General features: G+C 49.8%; 23 protein-coding genes and 1 pseudogene. 23 read left to right on the top strand and 1 reads right to left on the bottom strand.

All coding sequences use genetic code 11. The annotated features are described in order from the left end of the window. The first annotated feature begins 103 nt into the window (after positions 1 to 103). From PAEVO_RS09650 to PAEVO_RS09565, 20 genes and pseudogenes are all read left to right on the top strand, one after another. On the top strand, positions 104 to 910 hold the full coding sequence (locus tag PAEVO_RS09650; protein WP_100537344.1) for a class I SAM-dependent methyltransferase: 807 nt from the start codon (positions 104 to 106) through the stop codon (positions 908 to 910). Between the two features lie 290 nt (positions 911 to 1200). Then, positions 1201 to 2589, top strand: a complete 1389-nt coding sequence (locus PAEVO_RS09645) for an aminotransferase-like domain-containing protein (RefSeq protein WP_100537343.1) — start codon at positions 1201 to 1203, stop codon at positions 2587 to 2589. Between the two features lie 119 nt (positions 2590 to 2708). Next, complete coding sequence (locus PAEVO_RS09640; RefSeq protein WP_100537342.1) at positions 2709 to 3830, top strand: flavin monoamine oxidase family protein; 1122 nt, start codon at positions 2709 to 2711, stop codon at positions 3828 to 3830. Further along, the gene (locus PAEVO_RS09635; protein ID WP_009595427.1) at positions 3821 to 4792 is read left to right on the top strand and encodes an alcohol dehydrogenase catalytic domain-containing protein; all 972 of its coding nucleotides are present in this window, start codon (positions 3821 to 3823) and stop codon (positions 4790 to 4792) included. The genes PAEVO_RS09640 and PAEVO_RS09635 overlap by 10 nt, the downstream gene beginning before the upstream one ends. Positions 4793 to 4816: 24 nt before the next feature. Next, entirely contained in the window at positions 4817 to 6124 is a 1308-nt protein-coding gene (locus tag PAEVO_RS09630) for an MFS transporter (RefSeq protein WP_207797461.1), read from the top strand. Positions 6125 to 6439: 315 nt separating this feature from the next. Then, positions 6440 to 6592, top strand: coding sequence for a hypothetical protein (locus tag PAEVO_RS33755; protein WP_165789643.1), 153 nt, complete (start codon positions 6440 to 6442; stop codon positions 6590 to 6592). Between the two features lie 47 nt (positions 6593 to 6639). After that, positions 6640 to 7602, top strand: coding sequence for an ABC transporter permease (locus tag PAEVO_RS09625; protein WP_411830408.1), 963 nt, complete (start codon positions 6640 to 6642; stop codon positions 7600 to 7602). Positions 7603 to 7626: 24 nt separating this feature from the next. Continuing rightward, positions 7627 to 8511 carry a carbohydrate ABC transporter permease gene (locus PAEVO_RS09620; protein ID WP_009595429.1) on the top strand — a complete coding sequence of 295 codons (885 nt, stop codon included), beginning with the start codon at positions 7627 to 7629 and terminating at the stop codon, positions 8509 to 8511. 124 nt (positions 8512 to 8635) lie between these two features. Then, positions 8636 to 10231 carry an extracellular solute-binding protein gene (locus tag PAEVO_RS09615; RefSeq protein WP_100537341.1) on the top strand — a complete coding sequence of 532 codons (1596 nt, stop codon included), beginning with the start codon at positions 8636 to 8638 and terminating at the stop codon, positions 10229 to 10231. A gap of 320 nt (positions 10232 to 10551) precedes the next feature. Further along, the gene (locus PAEVO_RS09610) at positions 10552 to 12876 is read left to right on the top strand and encodes an AraC family transcriptional regulator (RefSeq protein ID WP_100539392.1); all 2325 of its coding nucleotides are present in this window, start codon (positions 10552 to 10554) and stop codon (positions 12874 to 12876) included. A gap of 269 nt (positions 12877 to 13145) precedes the next feature. Further along, entirely contained in the window at positions 13146 to 15746 is a 2601-nt protein-coding gene (locus tag PAEVO_RS09605) for an exo-rhamnogalacturonan lyase family protein (RefSeq protein ID WP_100537340.1), read from the top strand. Positions 15747 to 15820: 74 nt separating this feature from the next. Beyond that, on the top strand, positions 15821 to 16555 hold the full coding sequence (locus PAEVO_RS09600; RefSeq protein ID WP_100537339.1) for a DUF1961 family protein: 735 nt from the start codon (positions 15821 to 15823) through the stop codon (positions 16553 to 16555). 57 nt (positions 16556 to 16612) lie between these two features. After that, complete coding sequence (locus PAEVO_RS09595) at positions 16613 to 18880, top strand: rhamnogalacturonan lyase (RefSeq protein ID WP_100537338.1); 2268 nt, start codon at positions 16613 to 16615, stop codon at positions 18878 to 18880. Positions 18881 to 19071: 191 nt separating this feature from the next. Further along, the gene (locus PAEVO_RS09590) at positions 19072 to 19869 is read left to right on the top strand and encodes a polysaccharide deacetylase family protein (protein WP_100537337.1); all 798 of its coding nucleotides are present in this window, start codon (positions 19072 to 19074) and stop codon (positions 19867 to 19869) included. A gap of 28 nt (positions 19870 to 19897) precedes the next feature. After that, positions 19898 to 21172 (top strand): FG-GAP-like repeat-containing protein, encoded by a 1275-nt coding sequence (locus tag PAEVO_RS09585; RefSeq protein ID WP_243390702.1) that lies wholly within the window; start codon positions 19898 to 19900, stop codon positions 21170 to 21172. Between the two features lie 50 nt (positions 21173 to 21222). Next, the gene (locus PAEVO_RS33490) at positions 21223 to 21507 is read left to right on the top strand and encodes a hypothetical protein (RefSeq protein WP_133120320.1); all 285 of its coding nucleotides are present in this window, start codon (positions 21223 to 21225) and stop codon (positions 21505 to 21507) included. Positions 21508 to 21636: 129 nt separating this feature from the next. Next, positions 21637 to 21959 (top strand): annotated as a pseudogene (locus PAEVO_RS34245) (PadR family transcriptional regulator). After that, positions 21959 to 22306, top strand: a complete 348-nt coding sequence (locus tag PAEVO_RS09575) for a DUF1048 domain-containing protein (RefSeq protein ID WP_100537335.1) — start codon at positions 21959 to 21961, stop codon at positions 22304 to 22306. Before PAEVO_RS34245 ends, PAEVO_RS09575 begins: the two are co-directional and overlap by 1 nt. A gap of 9 nt (positions 22307 to 22315) precedes the next feature. Continuing rightward, complete coding sequence (locus tag PAEVO_RS09570; protein WP_100537334.1) at positions 22316 to 22639, top strand: DUF1048 domain-containing protein; 324 nt, start codon at positions 22316 to 22318, stop codon at positions 22637 to 22639. A gap of 395 nt (positions 22640 to 23034) precedes the next feature. Beyond that, the gene (locus PAEVO_RS09565) at positions 23035 to 23259 is read left to right on the top strand and encodes a hypothetical protein (RefSeq protein ID WP_100537333.1); all 225 of its coding nucleotides are present in this window, start codon (positions 23035 to 23037) and stop codon (positions 23257 to 23259) included. Positions 23260 to 23501: 242 nt separating this feature from the next. Here PAEVO_RS09565 and PAEVO_RS09560 read toward each other — a convergent pair whose 3' ends face one another. Continuing rightward, positions 23502 to 24080 (bottom strand): NAD(P)H oxidoreductase, encoded by a 579-nt coding sequence (locus tag PAEVO_RS09560; protein WP_100537332.1) that lies wholly within the window; start codon positions 24078 to 24080, stop codon positions 23502 to 23504. A 276-nt stretch (positions 24081 to 24356) separates the two neighbouring features. Here PAEVO_RS09560 and PAEVO_RS09555 point away from each other — a divergent pair, with 276 nt between their 5' ends. The 3 genes from PAEVO_RS09555 (at position 24357) to PAEVO_RS09545 (ending at position 26297) form a co-directional block, all read left to right on the top strand. Next, positions 24357 to 24728: a winged helix-turn-helix transcriptional regulator gene (locus tag PAEVO_RS09555; protein WP_100537331.1), complete on the top strand. Its 372-nt coding sequence runs from the start codon at positions 24357 to 24359 to the stop codon at positions 24726 to 24728. Between the two features lie 161 nt (positions 24729 to 24889). Further along, a complete protein-coding gene (locus PAEVO_RS09550) occupies positions 24890 to 25081 on the top strand; it encodes an alpha/beta fold hydrolase (RefSeq protein ID WP_100537330.1) in 192 nt (63 codons plus the stop codon). Between the two features lie 298 nt (positions 25082 to 25379). Beyond that, entirely contained in the window at positions 25380 to 26297 is a 918-nt protein-coding gene (locus PAEVO_RS09545; RefSeq protein ID WP_243390701.1) for a helix-turn-helix domain-containing protein, read from the top strand. Positions 26298 to 26330 lie beyond the last annotated feature (33 nt).

Raw genomic sequence — 26330 nt, 5'->3', positions numbered from 1 at the left:
GCGATGCAAGAGCGCTTATTCGTGTGGCTGCATATGTCGGACGACAAGAACATGCACACTCTATAAGTCGCATTATGATGAGTAACGAATAAGGAGGAATATAATGAACCTGAAGAAGGACAACAAGATATTGCGCAAGTCATTTGAGCAATCCGCGAGCTATTATCAAAGGGCGCGTCCGGATTACCCGGAAGAATTGTTCGATGAATTAATTCAGGCAGCCAATTTGCATGCAGGTGATCATTTGTTGGAAGTGGGCTGTGCTACAGGTAAGGCTACTCTTCCGTTAGCCAGGCTTGGATTTAAAATCACGTGTGTAGAACTTGGTGCTGAGCTCGCTATAGTTGCCCGTCAAAACCTTGTCGGCATGGACGTCGATGTAATCACGGGAAGTTTCGAAGATTGGCGGCCAGAGATGGAGAAAGAGTTTGATTTGGTATTCGCTGCAACGGCTTGGAAATGGGTTGATCCCGAAGTTCGATACATCAAGGCATGGCAAGCCCTTCGTCCAGGCGGACATCTGGCATTTTGGAACGCAGATCACGTTTTTCCAGAGGGTGGGGACCCATTCTTCCGTGAAATTCAAACCGTGTACTATGAAATCGGCGAGGGTAAATCAGTAGAGCATAACGAATGGCCTCGACCAGGAGAACTACACGAGCAAAGATATGAGATTGAGAAAAGTGGGCTGTTTGAGGTTGTTCACGTTAGACACTTCGACTGGGAGCGCATCTATCATGTTGATGAGTATATTAAACTCCTCGAAACTTTTTCCGGACACATCCTTATGGAGGAGTGGAAACGCGACAAGCTCTTCAATGAAATCCGAATTCGCCTTAATAGCCGTCCAGAAAAGTCGGTTCGTCGCCATTGGGGCGCTGTTCTCCATGTAGCCCTTCGAAAGGATTGACACACTATTGGCTTCTTTAGCCGTCGAGGGACAAGATTATAGTCGCATTAGAAGTCGCCTAGATGGTGGCTTTTTTTGTTCCTTTTGCCGTAAAGGGCGAGAGCAATTAAAAAGTTTACTGGATACATGGCGGTTGTGGTGCAGGCAAGCCTATAATGACAAAGAAATTTGTTGATAACATCCCAGGTCTCCTCTTTTCGGGGGAGGTAGTGTAATAAAGGGCCCAAGGGTATAATAAAACATACCTTGTTTCTATAACTAGCAAAATATGAAAAAGGATGCCGATGATCATGCCGATTAATTCGTTTGAAAACTATCCAATGAGTTGGAAACCAACGATTGATAAAAATCAAAAACCCATTTATAAAGCACTCGCAAGGCAATTGTATCAGGATATTGTAAACGGAGTTTTATTACCAGGAACAAGACTTCCCTCGCAGCGTGAACTGGCCGATTTTTTAGACTTGAATTTGAGCACGATATCAAAAGCGTTTAAGATGTGTGAGTTGAAAGGCTTGTTAAGTGCAGCAGTTGGTAGTGGAACATTCGTATCGTACGATGCGTTATCGAATGCGTATTTACTCGAAGACGCAAAGCCGAAACATTTAATCGAAATGGGAGCAACGCTGCCAGATAATGCTTCATACGAGCCGTTGCTGCTTCAACTGAAGAGCATGCTGCAAGAAACGGATTATGCAAAGTGGTTTGGCTATGGTCGGGCAGGCGAAAGCCTCTGGCAAAAGGACGCAGCTATTAAGTTAATCCGAAGAAGCGGCCTTGAAACAACAGTTGATCGTATTTTATTGGCTAATGGTGGTCAAAACGTGATAGCGGCCACACTAGCAAGTCTATGCAAGCCTGGAGACCGCATTGGTGCCGATCCTCATACTTACCCTGGCTTAAAAACAGCTGCAGCGATGCTCAGTATCCAGATTGTACCGATAAAGTCGGAGAACAATGAAATGAGTCCGACCGCTTTGGAATATGCGTGTAAAAATGACAATATTAAAGGTATTTACTTAATTCCAGATTATCATAATCCGACAGCTAGCACGATGTCTGTAGAGAATCGCAAAAGGATTGCAGCACTTGCTAAACAGTATAATCAGTTCGTGATTGAGGATGCGGCTTACAGTCTCCAATGCGAAAAACCGCTTCCAGCAGTCGCGTCCTTTGCGCCAGAGCGGGCCATCTATATTGCGAGTTTATCCAAATCCATCGCACCGGGGTTGCGACTAGCTTATGCAGCCGTTCCGGATCCCTTTAAGGAGCCAATCTCGAAGGCGCTATATAATTTAAATGTATCCGTTTCGCCGTTATTTGCTGAACTGGCAGCGCGTACGATTGTATCCAATCAATTCGAAAGCTTAATTCATGGGCACCGGGAACAAGCCATTCGCAGAAACCAAGTCGTAAACCGATATTTGGCAGACTATACGTGCTTGGGGGTTGAAACAGGTATCTTCCGTTGGCTGCTGTTACCAGGCATCATCACAGGCGCCGAGTTCGAAAGGCTGGCAGCACAACAAGGGGTACAAGTGTATGCGGCTGATCGATTCGTTGTGGGGAATAGCTCCCCAGAGCGGGCTGTAAGGATTGCTGTCTGTGCACCAGAAACACTTGAAGAACTAGAGGAAGGATTAAGGATTCTTCAACGTTTACTTCAAGAGCTGACTTAATAGAAAAATTGTTTGCCATACAATTATAATATTGTGTGGTTTTTTTGTGCGTGTTATGATGGGGCAAATCTAGTTACAGGGTAGGGAACAGCCCTTTTTGCAGGAAAAGAGGACACGATATGAACAATCAAGTGGTTATTGTTGGAGCTGGATTAAGCGGCCTTCGGGCTGCTTCTCTACTTCATGTAAATGGCATCTCTTGCAGGGTGCTCGAGGCTAGAGACCGGGTTGGCGGCAGGGTCTTGAGCACTTCTGTTCTAAATCGGCCGGAGCTGGGCAAGTATGACCTTGGACCGACATGGTTCTGGCCGCAGTATGAGAGCAAGATTACTAATCTGATTAAAGAACTAAACTTAGGAACCTTTATTCAGTATACCAATGGGGCGATGCTGCTGGAACGGCTGCATAACGAAACACCAGAGCGATATATGCTCCCAGACAACGGAAATGCAAGCTCGTTCCGATTAACAGGAGGCATGCAATCACTTATTGATGCATTAGCGGATGCGATACCTCCCGGGACAATCGAGTTAGGAACACGAGTTAGAGCTTTGGGGCTCGATAAAGGTGGTGCAATCACGATTGAAGCAGAGCTTGCAGATGGAGAGAGAAGACAAATTTCAGCAAGCGCGGTGATCCTAGCCCTGCCGCCTCGGATTGTAGCGCGACATATGGAATTCTCGCCGCCACTTCCTCCAGAACTGATTACTGATCTTGTCAACAAACCTACGTGGATGGCAGGACAGGCCAAGGCAGTTGTTATCTACGATCGTCCGTTTTGGAGAGAACTGGGGCTCTCCGGTTTCGCGTCGAGCCGGGTCGGACCCTTGCAGGAAATCCATGATGCTTCTCCTGATAGAGGCTCTGCTGGAGCGCTATTCGGTTTCTTCGGAATACCAGCAAAAGTACGCCATGAGCTGGGGCAGGAGGAGTTGAAAAAACGAGTCGTTGGCCAATTGGTTCGGATGTTTGGACCCTCGGCTCATCAAGTAAGCGATTTTCTTTACAAGGATTGGTCAGAAGATGACGAAACCGCTGTTGAAGAAGACTTCAATCCGCTTTTAAATTATCCGGAATACGGTCAACCGTCGGTAGTTGGGGGATGGGAGAAGAAAGTCTTCTTTGCTGGTACAGAGACGAATTCGCAATTCGGCGGGCATTTGGAAGGAGCACTTCGGTCAGCTGAAAAGGCAGTTTCAGAGATTTCCAAATGGATAGGAGGTAATGAACGATGGACGTGATGAATGCCATACAAATTCCGTCCAAAGGGGAAAAAATGAGATTAGTGAAGATCCCAGTGCCACAGCCTGGTGATGGGCAAGTACTGCTCCGAGTAGAAGCGTGCGGAGTATGTCATGGAGATTCGGTCGCGATTAGAGGGGCTTCCCCAGAATATCCCCGCATTCCAGGCCATGAAGTCATTGGTAGAATTGTGCAGTTTGGCGCCGGTTCGACGAAGTGGAACATGGGTGATCGTGTGGGCATTGGATGGCATGGTGGGGACAACCACGTAACAGGCCTGACCATCAACGGCGGTTACGCTGAGTATATGGTTGCCTATGAGGATAGTTTGACAAGCATCCCGGATGAATGGTCCGCAGTAGAAGCAGCACCGCTTATGTGTGCAGGTGAAACAACATTTAGTGCACTTAGGAATAGTAAAGCTCGACCTGGCGATCTTGTAGCTATTCAAGGTATTGGCGGACTAGGGCATCTGGCGGTTCAGTACGCCCAGAAAGCGGGGTTCCGAACGGTCGCGATTTCGCGCGGAAGTGACAAAGAAGAACGGGTACGTCAACTTGGAGCGCATCACTACATTAATTCAGAGATGGAAGATCCAGCTTTGGTGCTGCAGGCTTTAGGAGGAGCCAAAGTCATTCTTGCGACTGCGCCAAACGCCAAAGCGATCTCTTCTCTAATCAGCGGGCTTGGATCGGATAGTGAGCTCATTATTGTAGCTGGCTCGGGTGAGCAACTGGGATTTTCGGCAAGTGATTTCTTAAAAGGGCAGATGACGGTTAGAGGCTCCTTTACTGGACATGCTCAAGAAATTCAGGAAGCCGTTAACTTTAGCATGCTTACGAATGTACGGCCTATAGTCGAATGCTTTTCGCTAGAACGCGCAAGCGAGGCCTATGACAAAATGATGTCGGCATCCACCCGGTTTCGAGCCGTTCTCCATATTTATGAAAGCAATTTATAGAAACAGTAGAGGTGGAGTGCATACATGTCGATCCAGACGGCTTCCGTTACAGAAAAAATAGAAAGCATGGGAGAATCACTGAGGCCCTATGTGGATTCCCCCGAGAAGCAGCGTCAGTTGCACAAAAGAACGATGATTATCGTAATTGTCTCTCAAATTTTTGGCGGGGCGGGATTGGCTGCGGGCATCACGGTAGGGGCGCTGCTTGCACAGGATATGCTCGGAACGGACAGCTATGCCGGCGTTCCGACCGCATTGTTTACATTAGGCTCTGCTGCCGCGGCACTAATCGTCGGTCGCTTGTCCCAACGCTTAGGGCGTCGTGCGGGGCTGGCTGCCGGCTTCTTAACAGGCGGACTGGGTGCTGCAGGCGTTGTCTTGGCAGCCGTCCTCCATAATATAGCGCTGCTCTTTCTTTCGCTGCTGGTTTATGGAGCAGGGACGGCAACCAACCTGCAGGCAAGATACGCCGGTACGGATCTGGCACTCCCGACAAGACGGGCCCAAGCCATTAGTACGGCGATGGTCTTCACGACCTTTGGTGCGGTTGCCGGGCCGAATCTTGTAAATATGACAGGCCGGATAGCGACTTCTCTTGGCGCTCCTGCGTTATCCGGTCCATTTATGCTGGCAGCTATCGCGTATATTGTAGCAGGATTAGTACTGCTCATTTTTTTGCGGCCTGATCCTTTAATCGTGGCCAAAGCCATCACAGAGGTTCAAATTGCCAAAGATATTCAGAATAACGCTCAACCATCGCATACTTTGGAGGCGAGTGTTAATAAACGGGGGATCATCGTTGGTGCGTCGGTGATGGTGCTAACCCAGGTTGTTATGATTGGCATTATGACCATGACACCGGTTCACATGAAGCATCACGGACACGGACTAGGGGAGGTTGGCATTGTGATCGGAATCCATGTTGCAGCCATGTATCTACCATCGCTGCTAACGGGTGTTCTCGTTGATAAGTACGGAAGATTGCCAATGTCCTATGCCTCCGGCATTACTCTGCTTTTGGCGGGTTTACTAGCTGCATTTGCACCCGGAGACTCTATGGTACTGCTCATTCTTGCGCTTGCGCTTCTCGGATTGGGGTGGAACTTTGGCTTAATTAGCGGGACAGCAGCGATAGTCGATGCCACGCCTCCGCAAATACGTGCGAAGACTCAAGGAACTGTGGACGTGCTTATCGCTCTGGCTGGTGCATCCGGAGGTGCTTTGTCGGGCATGGTTGTAGCTCAGTCCAGTTATTCGACACTCTCCTTGGCCGGAGGATTTCTATCCCTGCTTCTTATTCCAGTTGTCTTGTGGTCCCGGAGAAAAGAGTGATGACAGAGATTCAAAAGCTGTATGCGTTGAAACGTCAATAAAATGGAACGCTTATTATTAAAATTGCCCGGCATGCCGACGCAGAGCGCGGCCAAATGTAACCAAACGCATCAGATACACATGTTCCAAACGGGCATCTATATCATAAAAAGCAAATTATAGAGTCCATCGTGGACTAGCATATGGAGTCGCCATCAGGCGGCTTTTTTGTTTTCAGTGATAAGAGCTTTCCGAGCTGAGGACAAGACTAAAATACCAGAGCGGGAATATCAACTACTCGAAGAGGGGCCGATGTTCGAACCACGGTTGACCCGAATGGACGCCATCCAACCGTTTTATACCGAGCTATCCACGTCTTACCACTCGTTTGCCGACTTTGCACTTTCTTTAAAAATGCCGAATACCAAGGCTTTTTTACTCTTCAAAAATGTCTCATTGCCGGAAAAGAAAGCGCTGCTGCATAATTAGGCCACACCGCTCGCGAGGCGATGAACGACATATGGAGGTGGAGACTGATGAAGCAAGCTACGGCTCGAAGGGATTTCCCGCAACCGTTCAAGCGGGCGGATCACCGCACAAGCTTCGCGGCAAGGCTTCGCAGGGACAAATGGCTATACCTGTTGCTGCTCCCCGGCTTGCTTTATTTTTTGGTTTTTAAATATGTGCCGATGTGGGGGGTCATGCTGGCATTTCAAAACTATCAGCCGTTTACCGGATTTTTGAAAAGCGAATGGGTGGGCTTTGAGCATTTTCGCCTGTTTTTTAACAATCCCGAGTTTTTGATGCTTCTGCGCAATACGCTGTTGTTATCATTTTATAATCTCATCTTCTTTTTTCCCGCTCCGATTATATTGGCACTCCTGTTAAACGAGGTGAGGCTTTCCTTCTTCAAGCGCACGATTCAAACGATGATTTACGTTCCGCATTTTATTTCGATGGTAATCGTGGCAAGCCTAACGTACGTGTTCCTAACCACGGAAGGCGGCACCGTCAACGAGCTGCTTTTCCAATATACGGGGAACAAAATCCAATTTCTGTCCGATCCGTCATGGTTCCGCCCCGTTATTATTTTGCAGACGATCTGGAAGGAATGCGGCTGGGGAACGATTATATTCCTGGCGGCGCTGGCGGCCGTTGACGTGGAGCAGTACGAGGCAGCGACGATTGACGGGGCAAACCGGTGGAGGCAAATCTGGCATATAACACTGCCGGCGATCCGCAGCACCATCGTGATTCTTTTGATTTTGCGGATGGGCAGCGTGCTGGACAATGGCTTCGAACAAATATATTTGATGCTGAATCCGCTCAATCGCTCGGTAGGCGAAGTGTTCGACACCTACGTATACGCGATGGGCATCACGCAAGGCGCTTTTAGCTACAGCACGGCTGTCGGGCTGTTTAAATCGGTTGTCGGCGTCACGCTTGTGCTCGGCACGAACTGGCTGGCGAAAAAATTCGGCGAATCCGGGCTGTACTAATAAGCAAGAAAGGGGAATCAATCTATGGCCAAGCATTACAGAACTGCGGCCGGTGTCACGTTCGACGCTGCCAATTATATCGTGCTAACGTTGTTCGGGCTGGCTGCCGTGCTCCCTTTCATTTACGTGATTGCGGGCTCCTTTGCATCGGACGCGGAGTTAACGTCAAGAGCGGTATTTTTCATACCCAAAACATTTACTTTAAATGCTTACGAGTTTATTTTTTCGACGGATACGATCATGAAAAGCATCGGTGTCTCCGTCTACATAACGGTCATCGGCACGCTCGTTAACTTGTTTTTCACGGTCACGATGGCCTATTCCTTGGCCAAGAGAGGATTGTACGGCCGGAATCTGGTGTTGAATCTCGTCATCTTCTCTATGCTGTTCGGTGGGGGGATGATACCGACTTATCTGGTCGTCAAGGAGCTGCACCTGCTTGATTCGCTTTGGGCACTCATGCTGCCTGGCGCGATCAGCGCATTTAACCTGATCATCGTCAAAAACTTTTTCCAGGAAATTCCGAAGGAGATCGAGGAGGCCGGCCGGATCGACGGCTGCTCCGAGCTTGGCCTCTTAGGGCGGATCGTACTGCCGCTTTCAATGCCTGTCCTTGCTACATTTACGTTGTTTTACGCCGTCGGGCATTGGAACGACTTCTTTGCGGCACTGCTGTATATTAACGATCCGGAAAAATGGCCGCTGCAGGTGATGCTGCGCCAGATCGTTCTGCTGTCGCAAGCGGCCGCCGGCGATTTGAACTCGATGGACCCTAATTTTGTGAAGCCGCCGGATCAATCGATCAAAATGGCCGTGATCGTCGTCGGCACGATTCCGATCCTGTGTGTGTATCCGTTCCTGCAAAAGCATTTCGCCAAAGGCGTCCTGCTTGGCTCGGTGAAAGGCTAAAGCTTGTTTTTCCAAGTGTGTGATTCCGCCTGGCTCTGCTTTTTATACCGAGACCCACGGATTGTTTTGCTTGGAGCTCGCGCGGTTTTGCAATATGATTCTAATAATAAAGGGAGGCTATTTAATGAAGAAAAAGACAATGAAGGCGAAGCGTGCTTCCACATTTCTAATTCTAGGAACGGTTTGCATCGTATTGCTGGCAAGCTGCTCGTCCGGCAAAAACAATGGGGGCGCAGACTCTTCCAACAATTCGACGGCGGCTCCGCCTGCAAGCGCTTCCGCAGGATCGCAAGAGGCGTTTAAGCTGAACATCATGCTCCCGATTTTTAAAACGAACTATCCGAAGGACGACAGTCCCGTAGCGGCCGAGCTCGAGAAGCTGACGGGCACGGACATTCATTTCGAATGGGTGCCTAACGCTTCGTATGCCGACAAATTCAACATTACGCTCGCATCCGGCAATTTGCCGAAAATCATTTACGTACCCGACTCGAAGGGTCCCAGCTTCGTGAGCGCAGTGAAATCGGGGGCGTTCTGGGATTTGACCGACAAGCTCAAAAATTATCCAAACCTCGGCCAGGCCAATGAAGTCATCCTGAACAACTCCTCGATTAACGGCAGAACGTACGGCGTATATCGCGGACGCGAGCTTGGCCGCAACGGCGTTTATTACCGCCAGGATTGGCTGGAGAACGTCGGCCTTGAGCAGCCGAAAACGATCGATGATTTTTACAACATGCTGAAAGCGTTCAAAGAGAAGGATCCGGACGGCAACGGCAAGGATGACACCTACGGACTGGTTATGGTGAAATGGACGGCCGGCTGGGGAGCGGGCTTCGACCAGATCAAACTGTGGTTCGGTGCACCTAATGTATGGGGTGAAAGGGACGGTCAGCTCGTACCGGAGTTTGAATACGACGAATATCTCGAAGCGCTCAAGTTCATGAAAAAGCTGTATGACGAAAAACTCGTCAACCAAGATTTTGCCGTCATGGACTCGGCGAAGTGGACGGATCCGCTCGTTAACGGGCAAGCCGGCGTGATTATCGACGTCGTGGACGGAGCGGCTCGAGTTGATGACAAAATCAAGGCGGCGAACGTGGCAGCAGGTACAGACTCAAGAGAGCATTACATAGACGTGTTCGGCGCCGTAACCGGTACGGATGGACAAATTCGTACGCTGCCTACCTCCGGTTTTGCTGGCCTATTGGCCATTCCGAAGTCGAGTGTAAAGACCGAGGAGGAGGTCGACCGCATTTTGAAATTTCTAGACCAACTGAACGAGCCTGACCTGCAGACACTGACCAGCTTCGGGCTTGAAGGCGTGCATTATACAAAAATCGATGATACAACACTGGAAAGAAGCACGGATTCGGTGCTCCTCGAGTCGGAAGTCGAAGGGCTAAACCAAATGGTACCTTACATTCCGGAAGGCAAAGGACTGCAGGTGGCTCAGACGCCACTTCGATTAAAGCAAACAGAGGTCCAAATGAAAAACCGGGAAACGATCGTCACCAATCCGGCGGAGCCGTTTATTTCTGAGGTGTACTCGCAAAAAGGACAACAGCTAGGCAATATTATTAACGACGCCCGCATTAAATTCATCGTCGGCCAAATCGACGAGCAAGGCTGGCGCGATGCAATTGAATTGTGGAAAAAATCAGGCGGGGACGATTACGTTAAAGAAATCAACGAGCTGTACGCAGCATCCAAATCCTAGGTGAAGTCATTCTAAGTTACGTTCAGAGGAAAAAGAGGCCTGGTGCCTCTTTTTTCTCTATAAAAATTATCTTTCCAGGGGGCCAGCAAAGTGAATGTATCCGATAAGCAGCCAAGACACGCCTTATGGTGTTGATTTGGATTCCTCTGTTTTTTGAACAATGTACTCTGAAAATATGCAGGTTTTATGGATAGGACCGCGTTATCCTTATTAAGGAAGTCGTTTTTTTTAGTTTTATGAATACGCTTACATATCTGAAAGGGCAAAGAACCGCCTGGAGGAAGGCAAAACTAATTTTAGATATGGTTGGTGAGCAGACGATGAATGGATGGAAGACGTTATTGGCCCGCTTATCCGGCAGATCCGGCAGCTTCTATAGGAAAAGCTTCATCATGTTCCTGTTCGTTGCCGGTATTCCCGGCATCATAACGGGGGTTCTCGTTTATTCGATGGCGGGTGGTAAGCTGGAAAAGGAGCTGTTGAAGCTCCATAATAACCAGATTGAGCAGCGGTCGCAGAACCTGAATAAACAGCTGTCCAATCTCGAAATGATGCTGGCGCATTGGGCATTCGATACGAGCTTCGATTATTCGCTCAGCGATCGCGACTTCGTGCGCGATTTCGAGAAGACCCGCGATATTACGAATACGCTGCTCGTCATGCAAGGCTCCAATACGATGATTCGTAACGTCAGCCTCTATTTGCACGGAAGCCAGCCAGTATTGTTTTATCCGGAATATTCCGCTTTGAATGACGCAAGTGTCATATCGCTATACGATCGTCTGCTCGACGCGGGAAAAACGACGTATTGGACACAGTTAACGCTTGATCCCGATCAGCCGGGAAAACGGGAATTGACGTTTGTACATCTTGTTCCCGGCGGCAGCCAAAAACCGATGGGGGCTTTGATCGTTCGCTTGGACAACGAACAAGTTGCGGAGGCGCTGCAGACCATTACACCTTATGCCGACGGCGAAAACTTTCTCATGGAGCCGGGTGGAGATCTATACGTATCCGCTAACGGGAGCTCGATCGACTCGATGTTTGTAAAGGCAGTCAGGAGCGAGGTCGAGTCAAACGGGAACACGGAAGGTTCGTTTCTTTATGAATGGAACGACAAAACCTATGCGGTCACGTACGGTTATTTTGCACGGATCATGGATAACTGGCTGTACGTGTCGGCTTCGCCGATCACCAATATTACGGCCCCGGTCGTTTTTATCTCCAAAGTCATTTTGACGGTTAGCTTGAGCGCTCTCTTGCTGGCAATGCTTCTTGCTTGGCTTGCATCGATCCGCATGTACTTGCCCGTCAAACGGCTGATGATGGATTTGCTGCCGAGTGCCTCCTTGGCGGGAGGAGGCCGGGAGGACGAGTTCACGCTAATTGAGCGGCAATGGCAGCATTTAAACAGGGAGAGTCGAGAGCTGAACGCAAAGCTGCTCGAGCAGCTGCCGCACGTGAAGGAAAGCTTTCTCCATCAACTGCTGCACGGCTATTTGTACGCCTATACGGAGGAGGATCTGCGGTCAAGGATGGAGCGTTATAAATGGCAGGTATGCGGCAAGCAGTTTGTCGTGCTGTACGTACAGCTTACCGGAATTGCGAGCATGGAAGGGAAATTCAAGTTTGGCGACGAGGGACTGGTCACCTTTGCGTCCGTCAACATGATCGAAGAGCTGGCGGATTCGTATTTCGAGCAAAGCAGCACGATCAACTTCCATGATCTTGGCTCGGGAGTGCTGCTGATCTTGCCGGAAGGGGAGCCATATGCGGAAGCAATCAAATCGTTCAGCGAAGAGCTGGCACAGACGGTTAATCGATTGCTGAACATGGTGGTAACGGTGGCGATCAGCAGGGGTACCACTCGTGTGAGCGACATCCCGCTCGCATTTGAGGGTGTGAAGCACGCAGCCAGCTTCCGCAAATTCGATAACGACAACCAGATCATCGAAATGGAACAGCTGAATTTTGAGGATTCGTCCGAACCGCAGTATCCGTTTACGTTGGAAAGAGAATTTCTTCAGGCGCTTCGGACCGGGCAGGAAGCGGACGCCCATGCCTTGCTCGTCGAGTTCCAGAAAGCGCTGTCCGCTAAAGGGGCTAAAGCGATAGACGTTCAGCAGGGAATGCTTCATTTGCTGGGTTCCGTTCAGCATGCGATTCTCGTATCCGGCATTCAGCCGAATCGCCTGTTCAAGGGCGCCAATCTGTATGAGCAGCTTTCCCAGGTCAAAGAGCCTGCAGGTGCAAGGGAATGGTTCCAAGTGAAGGTGATCGCCCCCTTCATGAAGGAGCTGACGAGCAGGACGGATGGCCAGGTGAAACGGCTGATCGAGCAAGCCATGATTTATTTGCAGCAAAACTATATGCGTGACATTTCGCTCGACAATTGCGCTGAACACATCGGCACGAACCCGTTTTTCCTGAGCAAATCATTCAAACAGGTAACGGGCAAAAACTTTATCGATTATTTGACCGAGCTGCGCATGGATAAAGCGAAGGAGCTTCTTCGGGAATCGGAGATGAAAATTAACACGGTCGCCGAACAAGTAGGATATCGGCACAGCTATTTTAATCGGATCTTTAAAAAGCTCGAGGGCATGACGCCCACCCGTTACCGTGAACTAAGCCGGGCGGAGTAGGAAGTGTATTGCAGAAATAAAATCGGAGGAGCAGCCGGCAGCAGGTTCTTGATACGACCGCTGCCGGCTTTGTTGTGATGCGTAAGACCGCGAAGCACCAGGGCACTAGAAGAACCCTATCGTGCAATAAAGTGCAATTCTCACGAAAACGTGCAATACAGGCCGGCGGATGTCATCAAGAAAGTGCCATTGCCGGGAAAGCTGCGGCTCTCTACAATGAGGGCGTTGCAGCAAGACGGAAACCAACAAAACGTTTAGGAGATGATTCCATGAACGACACGCGAGTCACACTGCGTTGGTTAAAGGCAGCCGCAGATATTCCGGCTGGGGTGACATGGGGAATGCCGTGGAAGGAGGGAGAGCTTTCGCGGGACGATCGCTTGTCGCTGCACATGGAGGAAGGCACCGCCCCCGCACTGCAAAGCTGGCCGACTGCTTATTGGCCGGACGGCAGCGTCAAATGGACGGCGCATGCAGCCGCTTTTCAGGCTGGTGCACCACAGGGATACTCCATCGTGAAGGGAGATCCCGAACTTTTCAAGGCAGCGGCTTCGTTATCCGTACGTGAGACGGAGGATGGCTTTACCATCGACACGGGCGTTCTTAGCTTTCGGGTACCGAAAAAGGGCAGCCAAATGATCGCGGATGTTCACCGTAATGGCGTCAGCATCAGCTCCTGCGGCGAGTTGATTGCTATCAAGGAAAGCATAAGCGAGCTGACCGGCAGCCGAACGATCCGGGAAGAACGATATCATTCCCAAATCTACGAGGCGAAGGTGGAGCAGGCAGGTCCGGTACGAGTGGTCGTCAAGCTGACGGGCCGACACCGGGCCGTAAACGGAACCGGTGAATGGCTTCCTTTTTCGCTTCGCCTGAACGCTTACGCCGGTCTGGAGTCGATCCGGATCGTGCATACGTTTTTTTATGACGGCAATCCGAATCAGGATTTCGTGAAGGGACTCGGTATCCGTTTCAGGCTGCCGATGCGTGGGCCGCTGTACAACCGCCACATTCGGTTCGCAGGTGATACCGGTTTTTTAAGCGAATCGCCGAAAACGCTCCATTCGCGGCGCACAACAGGCAAATATTTGGAGCTGTTCAAGCGTCAGCTCAACGGAGAAACGCTGACCGACGAAGACATGGACGACGAATACTTCATGAGCCTGCTGGGCGACTCCGCATGCTGGGACGGCTTTAAGGCGACACAGTTCTCAGCCGACCATTACCTGATGGCCAAGCGGACCAAGGCAGGCTGCAGCTGGCTCAAAGCCGCCGAAGGCCGCAGATCACGCGGGGTCGCGTACGTCGGCGGACCAGGCGGTGGTTTGGCTCTTGCGATCCGTAATTTCTGGCAAAAGCATCCTTCCGGCATGGAGGCACACGGCCTTACAGAGGACGAGTCGCAGCTGACCGCCTGGTTCTGGTCGCCGGAAGCGCCGGCCATGGACATGCGCCATTACGATACGGATACGCATGTTGAGTCTTCTTACGAAGGTGCAGAAGAATTGCGTGCAACACCTTACGGCGTCGGCAATACGAGCGAGCTGACGATCTGGTGCCGGACGTCGACGCCGTCGCCGGTTGAGTTAGAGGCATATGCGAGCTATAACGAATCGCCGCCCCAGCTTGTATGCGAGCCTGCTTATTTACGAAGTCAGGGCGCATTCGGCATCTGGAGCTTGCCGGACCGGGGAACGCCCACCAAGGCTTGCCTTGAAGAGAAGCTGGACGGCATCATCGCCTTCTATCAACGGGAGGTCGAGCAGCGGCGCTGGTACGGGTTCTGGGATTACGGCGATTTCATGCACAGCTACGATCCGGCCCGTCACGTCTGGAATTACGACCTCGGCGGCTGTGCATGGCAGAATACCGAGCTGGTTCCGAACATGTGGCTGTGGCTGATGTTTTTGCGCTCCGGACGCGAAGATATTTTCCGGATGGCGGAGGCGATGACGCGCCATACGAGCGAGGTCGACGTCTATCATTTCGGTGAATACGCCGGGCTCGGCTCCCGGCATAACGTCGTCCATTGGGGCTGCGGCTGCAAGGAAGCCCGGATCGGCATGGCCGGCCTGCACCGATACTATTATTATTTGACGGGAGACGAGCGGATCGGTGACATGATGGACGAAGCGAAGGACGCTGATTATACGACCGTTCATATCGACCCGATGCGCGCCTATTTTCCGAAGGACGAGCATAAGACGCATATCCGGGTCGGTCCGGATTGGGCGGCATTCAGCTCCAACTGGATGACCCGCTGGGAGCGCAAAGAGGATACGTTTTACCGCGACAAACTGCTTGCCGGCATTCAATGCATTAAACAGGCGAATTTCGGTCTGATCTCCGGTCCGACTTACGGTTATGACCCGAATACCGGCTTGCTCACGTCGATGGGCGACGACAATTGGGGCCGCCATCTTGCGTTATGCATGGGCGCGCCGCAGGTGTGGTTCGAGCTGTCCGGCATGCTGAAGGATAAGCAGTGGGATGAAATGATGGCCGATTTCGGTGTTTTCTATAATCTCTCGCAGGAAGAAAAGGATCGGATCACGGGCGGTGCGATCAGCACGAAACGGTTTGAGCATCCCGTCCTGACGCTGGCCCTCGTCGCTTACGGCGCTTGGTACCGTAAGGATAAACGTACAGCCGATTTTGTCTGGTCGACGCTGCTGAAGCATCCTTTTGCCACGACCGACCTCAAGAAAGACGCAGCTGATGTAACGTTCGTTGACGAGCTGAAGGAGATTGACTGGATGAACACGAACGAGGCGTCGCAATGGTCGCTGAACACGATCATTAGCCTGGAACTGATCCCCGATGCATTGCCTGACCATACAGGCTTGGCCCGCCAGGAAGCTAATGTCTAACGCAGCGCGGTTACCGCTCGTCTCGTCGCTGAAGTGCGATAACCCAGACCTGGGAAGAAAGGAGCATGAATACGATGACAACGGGTCAACCAACCGAAACAGGGGCCATGCATGCTGCTAAAAGCCCGCTTATTCCCGAAAGTTGGCGTGCGATATATGCAAACCCGTTCGCCAAGCCCGAGCATGTCGCGGATTTTCGGATGGAGGGAGAAGCAGCCGTTACGTTTCCTTTGGGACGGATGCGGCTCGAAAGCGTCCGCGACGAGGCGGAGGGACAGCGCGCCAATTTCGTGCTGTGGTGCCCGGAGGATTTTCCGGCGGACGCTGCTATCTCATGGGATTTTTGGCCGGTCCGCGAGCCGGGCCTGGCGATTATGTTTTTTAGCGCAAGCGGCACGGAAGGCAGGGATTTGTTCGATTCTTCAATCAAGCCACGGACAGGAGAATACGTCCAGTATCATCACGGCGAAATGAATGCCTTCCATGTTTCTTACTTCCGGAGGAAGTGGGCGGAGGAGCGAAAGTTTCAAACATGCAATTTGCGTAAAAGCTACGGTTTCCACCTGGTCGCGCAAGGTGCCGACCCGATTCCAAGCGTCATGGACGCTGCCGGACCATATAAGATGCTCATCGTCAAGGACGGCCATCGCATTACGTTTGCCATTAACAACCTTCCGGTTTTCTCGTGGGAAGACGACGGCGAGACGTACGGGCTTCCGATCGCTGGCGGAAAGCTTGGTTTCCGCCAGATGGCGCCAATGATTGGAGAATATGCGAATTTGACCGTATATGCCGAAAGCAAACCGTAATTTTCACAGCGATCTCCATAATTACTGCCAAAGCCCATTAAGGAGGGGTGTCTATTTATGAAAACCGTCCATGAGCAGCACGAGTATGATGCAAAGAAGTTATCCAGGATGCAGCTGGAATATCTGAACCGGGGGTTGGTTGCAGCTGCGACAACGGAAGGAATATTTCTCAGCTGGAGATTGCTCGGGAATGAAGTGACCGGCTATAGCTGTAACGGAATGATCGGCACCCATTTTAACCTGTATCGCAATGGCGCCTGTATCGCAGCTATCCACGACAGTACCAACTATTTGGACCCCGGCGGGACGCTAACATCGGTTTATTATGTTTGTGCAGTTGTGGATGGACGGGAAGTTGACCGTTGTGCCGACGTCACTCCCTGGGTGGGTCCATACTATGAATTACCTTTGCGAAAACCGGCTGACGGAGTCACGCCGACTGGCCAAATCTACACCTATGCGGCAAATGATATGAGCGTCGGTGATGTAGATGGCGACGGTGAATATGAGTACTTTGTGAAATGGGATCCGTCCAATGCAAAGGATGTATCGCATTCCGGCTACACCGGTCCGGTATACATCGACTGCTATAAGCTGGACGGAACGCTGCTCTACCGGATTGAGCTTGGTGTGAACATTCGGGCGGGTGCTCACTATACACAGTTTCTGGTCTATGATTTTGACGGAGACGGGAAAGCCGAGCTGATGTTTAAGACAGCACCCGGTACAAAGGTCATAAGGTACGATCAGGAAGGAAGAGTATCCTCCGAAACCTATATAACCATGCCTCCGGAGGATATAGCTGCCGGGTACAGTCATCAGGACGACTATCGAATGAGCAGCATGGACTACTACAAGCATATTGTCCAAATGTTTATGCGCTGGCACTCGCATGAGGAGGTCGTGGCGAAGCGATGGCCCTCCACGCTTGAAGAGTGCTTCGGGATCGAGCGTCGTTACAATTATCCATTGTCAAGGGAGGATGCGGAGCAGCTTGCCGATTACTTCCTCGACGTGTATGCTCCCCGTCGGAGCGGGCGCAACAACTTGAGGTCATTTGAGGGATTCATTCTTGATGGGCCAGAGTATTTAACCGTGTTTCATGGACAAACAGGCGAAGAATTGGAGACGATCCACTATAAACCGGGACGGCATGACGATGGCCTGATGTGGGGGGATTACTCGTGGAATCGCATTGAGCCAGGCAATCGTGTGGATCGATTTCTAGCAGGCGTAGCCTATTTGGACGGTAAACAACCGTTTGCGATCTTTGCTCGCGGCTATTATACTCGAGCTGCTGTTGCAGCCTACGCTTGGGATGGAACACGCTTGAAGGAGAGCTGGTTCGTTGACAGCGGCTGGGTTTCGATGAATAATCCTTTTCATGATACGCTTCGTCAGGAAGACGGCCGAAATGAGAATTTTGGCAGCCTCGCTAAACAAGGGGCGCATTCCTTAAGCATCGCAGATGTGGATGGAGACGGCTGCCACGAAATTATTTACGGAGCCGCTACCATTGACCATGACGGATCCATTTTATACAGCTCCCGGGGCATAATGCCACCGGAAAGCAAGGCACCTGGTAAAATCGCCAAGCTTGGTCATGGCGACGCCCTTCATGTAGCGAACGTTGATCCAGACCGGCAGGGATTGGAGATTTTCATGGTGCATGAAAGCGGCGACTCGGGACCTTACGGATACACGCTGCGTGATGCGGCTACTGGCGAGGTATTGTACGGCGGCTTCGCAATCGATGACGTGGGGCGCGGGATGATCGGACAGGTTGATCCGAACCATAGGGGGCTTCAAACATGGTGCAGCGAGGGTTATGAAAGCGATGAAGCCTTCGGTTTGAGGACATGTAAAGGAGACCAAATTGCAAAACAGATTCCGGGCACGAACATGAGTATCAAGTGGTCAGCCAACATGACAACCCAGATCATTAACGGCAGATTTGACGAGCCTGTTACGATCGACGATTGGAAACAAGGCAGGCTGCTTACAGCAGAAGGTGCGGTTTCCAATAACGGAACGAAGGGAAATCCTTGCCTTGTCGCTGACGTTTTCGGAGATTGGAGAGAAGAGCTGCTGGTCCGAACAACGGATAGCTCGGCGATTCGGATCTACCTGAGCACCGAGGTAACAGACCGCAAATTATATACGTTAATGCATGATGCGCAGTACAGAACCGGTATCGCATGGCAGAATGTCGTATATAACCAGCCCTGCTACGCAAGCTTTTATTTTGCATCCGACATCGATTGGGCGAAGGTTCCAATCCCAAGTCTATATCTACCCCGTGTATGCGAACGTAATTGCAACTAACGACCCGTGAGGGTCATCCATGTTTGTTGATGTAAATGCTTTGGGTCGTATAGCTAGAGGGTAGACGATTCGAACTCGGGCCGTTTCTCACTGAAACCAGGTTATCCGTCTGCTGGCTCCGCTCATTAACAAATACGGAAAGTTGCAGAAGTATGTCTGTAGTGGAGCATATACGCAAAGGAGGAAAGAGGATGCCGAACATTTTGATGTGCTTTCCGGAAGGGCGGCACAAAGCGTTAACGATGAGTTACGACGACGGCCGCTTCGCCGATCGGCGGCTGGTAGACATATTTAACCGGTATGGGCTTAAAGGATCTTTTCATATCAATTCCGGACTACTCGGAACGCCGGATAGGGTGGGTGCAGATGAGGTCAAAACGCTCTATGATGGTCATGAGGTGTCGGCGCATACGCTGACCCATCCGACGATCGCTCGCTGCCCGAACGAGCAAATTGTGCACGAAATCATGGAAGATCGGCGTCATCTGGAACGTATCGTGGGCTATGCGGTGCGAGGGATGTCGTATCCGAACGGCTCTTACAATCGCAGAATCAAAGAGATGCTGCCGGGTCTGGGCATGGAATATGCAAGAGTCGTTGCCGGTTCAGGGCAATTCGGAATGCCGGACGATTTTCTGGAATGGCAGCCGACATGCCATCATAATCGTGAGCTGATGAAGCATGCGGAAACCTTCGTCAGCTTGCACAAAAAGCAATACCTGTATCTGATGTACGTATGGGGCCACAGCTACGAATTCGATAATGATAACAATTGGGAGCTTATGGAACAGTTCGGCACCTATATGGGAGGCCATCCGGATATTTGGTATTGTACGAACATTGAGTTTGTTGATTACGCCAAGGCATTCGAAGGACTGAAGTTTGCAGCTGACTTGGATTTCGTCTACAACCCTTCAGCGTTAAGCGTTTGGTTGAACGTGGACGGAGAGATCGTCGAAGTGAAAGGCGGCAAGCAAATCAAGTTGTAATGAGAAGAGAGGAATGGAGGGATATCGGATGAACCAAGTGATGACAAAAGAACCTTTGCTCATCGGCATGCTGGATATACGGGCGGCAGGTCCACGCTGTAAAATGCTGCTCGGCGACTTAAACGGAGATGGCCGGATGGAGATGCTGCTCGTGCAGCCCGACAACCGCCAGGACGTTCGTTATATTCCCCATCAGGTGCAGTGCCTCACTGCGTTCGATCTGGAGGGGAATCTGCTCTGGCAGACGGGAAAGCCGGATCCAGGAGCAGGCAGTCAAGGCTCGGATTATCCCGCACAAATTGTCGATATCGACGGAGACGGCCGTTTGGAGGTGCTGTGTGTTATGGACAGCCGGCTCATCGTCATTAACGGGCACGACGGAAGCGTTAGGTCTTCCCATGAGCTCCCGGACCCTGAGGCGCACGACTGCATAATCATTGCGAATTTGACGGGCGGCCCGCATGGACGAGATTTCATTCTAAAGGATCGTTATCACCGCATGTGGGCAATGGACCGGAACTTCAATTTACTCTGGACGCACGAGGGCAACCCGGGCCATTTCCCTTGGGCATACGATTTGGATGGCGATGGATACGACGAAGTGATGGCCGGTTATACGCTGCTGGACCATGACGGCACGCCGTTATGGAGCTGCCGCGAATTGGACGATCACGCCGATTGCATTTGGATCGGTGATGTAAACGGCGACGGAGAGCAGGAGCTTGTGATCGGAGGCAGCGTTACGGTCATGTATGACCGTAACGGCACGGAATTATGGCGATACGAAGGCTCAGTCGAGTCACAACATATAGCGCTCGGGCGCTTCCGAAGCGACTTGCCGGGAATGCAAATTGCCGGATTGGATCGGCTCGTGAGAGAAGACGACGGCAAGGGCTTCATTGGCAAAGACGCCTTATTCCTGCTGGACAGCAGCGGACAAGAGGTGTGGAAAGAAGACCGCAAAACACCCGGCTGGCTTACGATTATCGAGCCCTTGAGCGGGTGGGCGGAAGGCGCCCCAGACTATATTTTGGCATACCGTCGCGGTGGGGGCATCTTCCCAACATTGTATGACGGTCATATGAACGCCGTCGTGGAGTTTCCTTCCGAGGGTTATGCCGTCCATGCCGACCTATGGGGCAGCGGTACGGAGCAAGTCATTATTTACAACAGCGAAACAGCGTCCATATATTCAAGCAAACCTGCGGATCTGAGCGAGCTCCCTTCAGGTATCCCACTGCCGCAGCCGAAACGCTTGTCCAACTCGACATTGTATCCGGGCGGGGAAGTTCCCATGTTCTAATTTGCAAGCTATTACCTAACAGAATAGAGCGGACCGACATCATACGACGCATGACCGAAAACATGATGGAAAATCCATCGCAGCGTCGGCGCGAAGGGGCCAACCAGGGCAAAACAGAATGTGACACATCATTAGTATTAACGGCGACGATGAGGGGAAGGAGAACTTGTGTCGGACGACAACAACTTGATTACTTTGAAAGTCGCATGATATGCGGCTTTTTTGTTATAAGTATGTCCGGCAATACGGATACAGGGGAGGGGCGGCAAATTACACCGTTTTCCGAAGCCGACCCCAGTTCCAGCATTGACGTTTCCATGGGAAATTACGAATAGAGTCGTAATGATGGTAGACGAAAAGCTTCTTCTAAACGGGTAGTTGAAAACATAAAATCCGTGCAAAAGAAACGCTATTGACAATCCATCTACTACGTGTTACTTTATAGCTGTAGTAAGTAACACTTTATACCAGTGTTACAGAATAGCAATGGGTGCTTTGAGTGCTGTGTCCTTGAATTTTTATATACCGCATAGAAATCTACGGCTGCGAAATCACGCGGCTTGCTGAACGCCCTCGGCTTCAAAGATGTTGTGAAGGGAACGGTGTGCACCATCCTGATCCGGCTTACAGAAACAAGTTGGTGAAAATCACCAAGAAGCCTTTTAATATGGGACCGCCGCGAAAGTTTTTCGCGATCAACGACGTGGGGAGCGAGGTGCTGCGTAGGTTCTGGGAAAAATGGGAGTTTGTTTTATCAAAAATTAACGAGTTAAAGGAGAAAAAATAATGAATTTTTGGGAAAAAATCACCGGCAGTGACATGACTAAAGAAATGAAAAGTTTTCAAGCGCGAGCCCAAAAGTTGCCGGCTGATTATCAAGCGGCATGGAAAAAAATTAATGCCAATCTTTGGCCGCACTCCGATTTCACCGGTCGCAACCTCATGCCAATTCTTGACGGTGTACTTGGCCTGCTCGAAGAAACGGCGGCGGACGGTCAGAGTGTCCAAGAGGTTTTGGGTGATGATATCAAAGGGTTCTGTTCAGCGCTGGCCGGCGAAGAAGGGGCAAAGTCTTTTCGTGACAAGTGGCGTAAGCAGCTCAACAATAATATCGCTAAAAAATTAGGTAAATAGGAGGATAAAATGAGAATACAAGATATCATTGAAGGCAAAAGAGAGTGGCGAGCGCATGTGGCGCGTGTCAAAGCACTCCCGCAAGATTATCAGATTGTTTATAAAGAGATTCAAAAATATCTCTTTAAGGTCGGCCCTGTTGAGTTAACCAGCGGGACGGGTTTGCTCTCGGGAATTATCGATCTTTTTGAAGAGGGCGCGGCATTGGAAAAAGGCGTGCTCGAAGTGACAGGCAGTGACGTAGCGGCTTTTTGCGATGATCTAATCAAAGATTCAAAAACTTACGCTGACATCTATCAAGAATCTGTAGACCAAAAAGGTAACAAGGCATGAAAAAGGTTTCGGATAAAACGAAGTCGTGTAGAAAGTGAAAGTCAAGAAGTGTCAAAAATGAGATTTAAAAAAGCGCGCCTTAGGCGCGCTAACCCAATGTTAAGGATGTTTGATCACTTAAAGTTGACGCGTACGAATTTCGTTTTCCAACCCAAAGTAACTTTTTCAACCCAATCTGGATCGATAATTAGTTCTCGTCCAACGGGTTACTAGACTGAAAATATAGTATTAGACCAACTGGAAATTACCGGAAGTGGTTGAAGCAAGAGAGAATACAAATTAATCATCTTGCTGCTAACAAGATTTTGAACAATAAATATTGATCAAAAACTGTATAGAATTGGTTTTACAGGGAATTTTAAAGTATCCGTATACCAAAGGAGCTGAAGCAGAGTATGATCCATCCCAAAGACGATTATGGGGTATTAGGCAATAAAATCGAAGTGGATTCGGATGTGAACGAAGATCGTAATCGTGAAGAGCAGTTGGATGACTCCTTTGAGGCCTGGTATGGGAATATCAACCACCAGGTGAAGCAAAAGCTGGATCTAACAAGCGTTCCACAGGACAGTGTATTTGATTCTGCCGTCGGCATGGATGAGGATCCATCTGAGGATTAAGAGCTCAACAACGATAAACAAGAGGCTGCAGGAATAATGCTCCTCCGTCAAAATTTATTTTTCACCATTATGTTCCCTCTATTTCCGAGAATGATATGAAATGCAGTGCTATAACAAAAATCTATCAACGACTGCAAACAAACCTCCAACCCTCTTATCAGAGGGCAGGAGGTTTGTTTGAGGTTTCATGCAGCGTAAACGCATAATAACGTAAATCAGATCGTGCAGACTTAACTTAGAGGTTACAGCTCCTTGGCATAATTCAAGCCTAAGTGATGAGCTTGGTTAAGCAGCATCTCATAATGCTTGGGATTAGAATCCAAAGTCTCGTATAAAAATTCAACCTTGGAATTGGATACACCGCAATAATCTGCAATTCCCACATTGAGCAGATGAGTCATCATTTCTTCATAGTTACGCTTGTTCATCTGTTCTTTCGAAACACCCGCCAAACCAATCCACAAGATATGCTGATGATGAAGCTGGTTCGAACCGTACGCAAACCCATTGTTCCATACACGGTCAATATAACCTTTTAGCATGGCTGGCAAATGCCACCACCAAATTGGAAAAATAAATGCCAAGGCATCATGCTCCTTCATTCGCCTTATTTCCATTTCTACCTCAGGGGAAAAGGACTGTTTCTCAGCTGACCAATCCGGTTCATCTACTCCTTTTAAAACAGGATCAAAGCCAATCCCGTGTAAATCCAATATCTCATAGTCATGGCCAGCCTCGGCAAGACCTTTTACGAAACGATCGGCAACCTTAAAGGTCAGGGAATCTTTTCTTGGGTGCGAAACAACGCTTAATACTCTCATACTTGTATCTTCACTGCCTTTCTCAACAGCTAAATTGTAGCCACGATCAATGGCTGATGCTATTATAAACAGTAATAAAATAACCTGGAAGTACGCACTTTCAAGTTCTATAGGATGATACGGGTGCCATAGTAACATGGAAGTGCCCTAGGTAAGTGCCCTAGAGAATTACCTGAAAAACGGACTGAAAAGAATCAATCTGAAAAGAATAAATCTGAAATGAATCAATCTTAATGTTCCTAGCAAAAACACAGCCTTTTAACGGAGGAATAAGAGATGACTGAAAATAGGGAAAGCAACGTTCAAAAGAAGTATAAAGTTGGAGTGGAGGCGGCATTAGAAGTAATGGGGGGAAAGTGGAAGCCTTTAATCATCTATCATTTGATGACAGGGCGGAAACGGACGTCTGAGCTTCGACGGTTAATGCCCGGCATTACGCAAAAAATGCTGACCACCCAACTAAGAGGCCTGGAAAAGGATGAGATTGTTGCACGAAAGGTTTATAAAGAGATTCCACCTAAGGTGGAGTATGAGTTAACGGCTTACGGCTGGGGATTAAAGCCCGCGCTAGACCATTTATGCTATTGGGGAGAGGATCACCTGGAAAAGGTTTATGGTGACAAATCCAAGGTTTTGGAAGAGTTTTAGAAAGTCGCTATATTAGCGGCTTTTTTTTGTTTTCTCGCCGTAATGATACGAAGATGGTGCGATTACGGATTAGACCCTATATTTCTCCTTATTGTGACTTGCCGCCGCACAATAAGTTCATTCCCCCCATAAACGACGACCACTTTTTCGGAGACATGTCTTTGATCAAGCCTATGCGACATGCTCACGGCGGGAAGAGTTTCATTCTTGGTACCGAACAAGCGAGACGGATGGAAGCTAAAAGGCCTAACACCAAGCTGATCGTGTTCGAAGAATGCGGCCACGGCGTCCACTCCGACGATTTAAACGGTTATTATCAGGCGGTTAATGATTTTTTAATGGAACAAAAATAAGGGGATATGACGATGTTCTGTATGGTTGAAGATTTCATAGCTGAATGGGAGAACGAAGCCGCATAATTAGATCAAGTATGTTCAACTCATTTTGCATGGTATAAACAGGGTGCGTATGACATTAGATGTCTAGAAGAGAAACGGAAGGGAAGGGGAAAAAGATAAATCTAATGGCTTTCTACGAAAATTCATTAGTTGGTTGTTGGCCATTTGTGCTAATGTCTAGACAAGAACCGAGCAACAAAGAGCAGCGCCGTCTTTATGCAGGAAACTATGAAAATAACTAACATTACGGTGTATGAAAGGAATGGAGGGTTATCCGTTGTCGCTTACGCTACCCGCACTTCATGTCATGGGGGATATCACCGTCAACAAGGGATCCGTTCTGGGGATGCGAACGATCGATGATTTCGAATTGGTATTCTTTCCGACGGGGTCCAGGACCGTTTATGAAAACGACCGGGGCGAGTTTCTGCTGGATCGCCCCGGCATAATATTCACTTGTCCCGGGGAGCCGCATAGGTACCGGTTTGATCCGTTCGTTCCCACCAGGCATTTATATGTCCACTTCGAATACGCTGCATTCCGGGAAACCTTCCACGAACAGGGCAATAGCCGAGGGGAATGTCAGGACTGGTCGGTGATTGCCGGGGGAAGTCTTGTTCCCTCACTGTTGAAACAAATGCTCAAGATCGTGCATGTAAAGCCCGGCGGCTGGCAGAGAAGAGGAGCTATCTTGCTACTGAGCGTCCTAGAGGAATGGCGGGCGATCGATGAAGACGATTCGCGCTCTTCCTCGACCCTGCCTGCCCCGATTATCAAGGCATTGGATTATTTGGAACAACATCTTCACCGCCAGATTACCATTGAAGAAATTGCTGCCAGTTCCGGCTGGACTCATGAGCACTTTACCCGGATGTTTGTCCGCTGGATTGGAATCCCTCCCCAGAAGGCGCTGCTGGAACGCCGTCTACGGAGAGCGGAACAGCTATTAATCCAAGCGGAGCGAACGATCAAGCAAATCGCTTACGATGTCGGATTTGCCGATGAGCACTACTTCTCCCGCATGTTCAAACGTACCCGGGGTGTTACTGCACTTGAATTCCGCGATCGCTATGCGGATCCGTTATTTCGTCATTTGGCCATGATCGAAGAGGAGGAGTCCGCTTATCCCCTGAACCGGCATTTTGTCGCTCTGAATCAGGAGCGGACATGATAACGGATATCAAATCCGTCCACTGTTTTCCGT

The sequence above is a fragment of the Paenibacillus sp. GM2FR genome (assembly GCF_002803325.1).
Classification (GTDB): Bacteria; Bacillota; Bacilli; order Paenibacillales; family Paenibacillaceae; genus Paenibacillus_AQ; species Paenibacillus_AQ lautus.
This window is presented reverse-complemented; position numbering and strand designations above follow the sequence as displayed.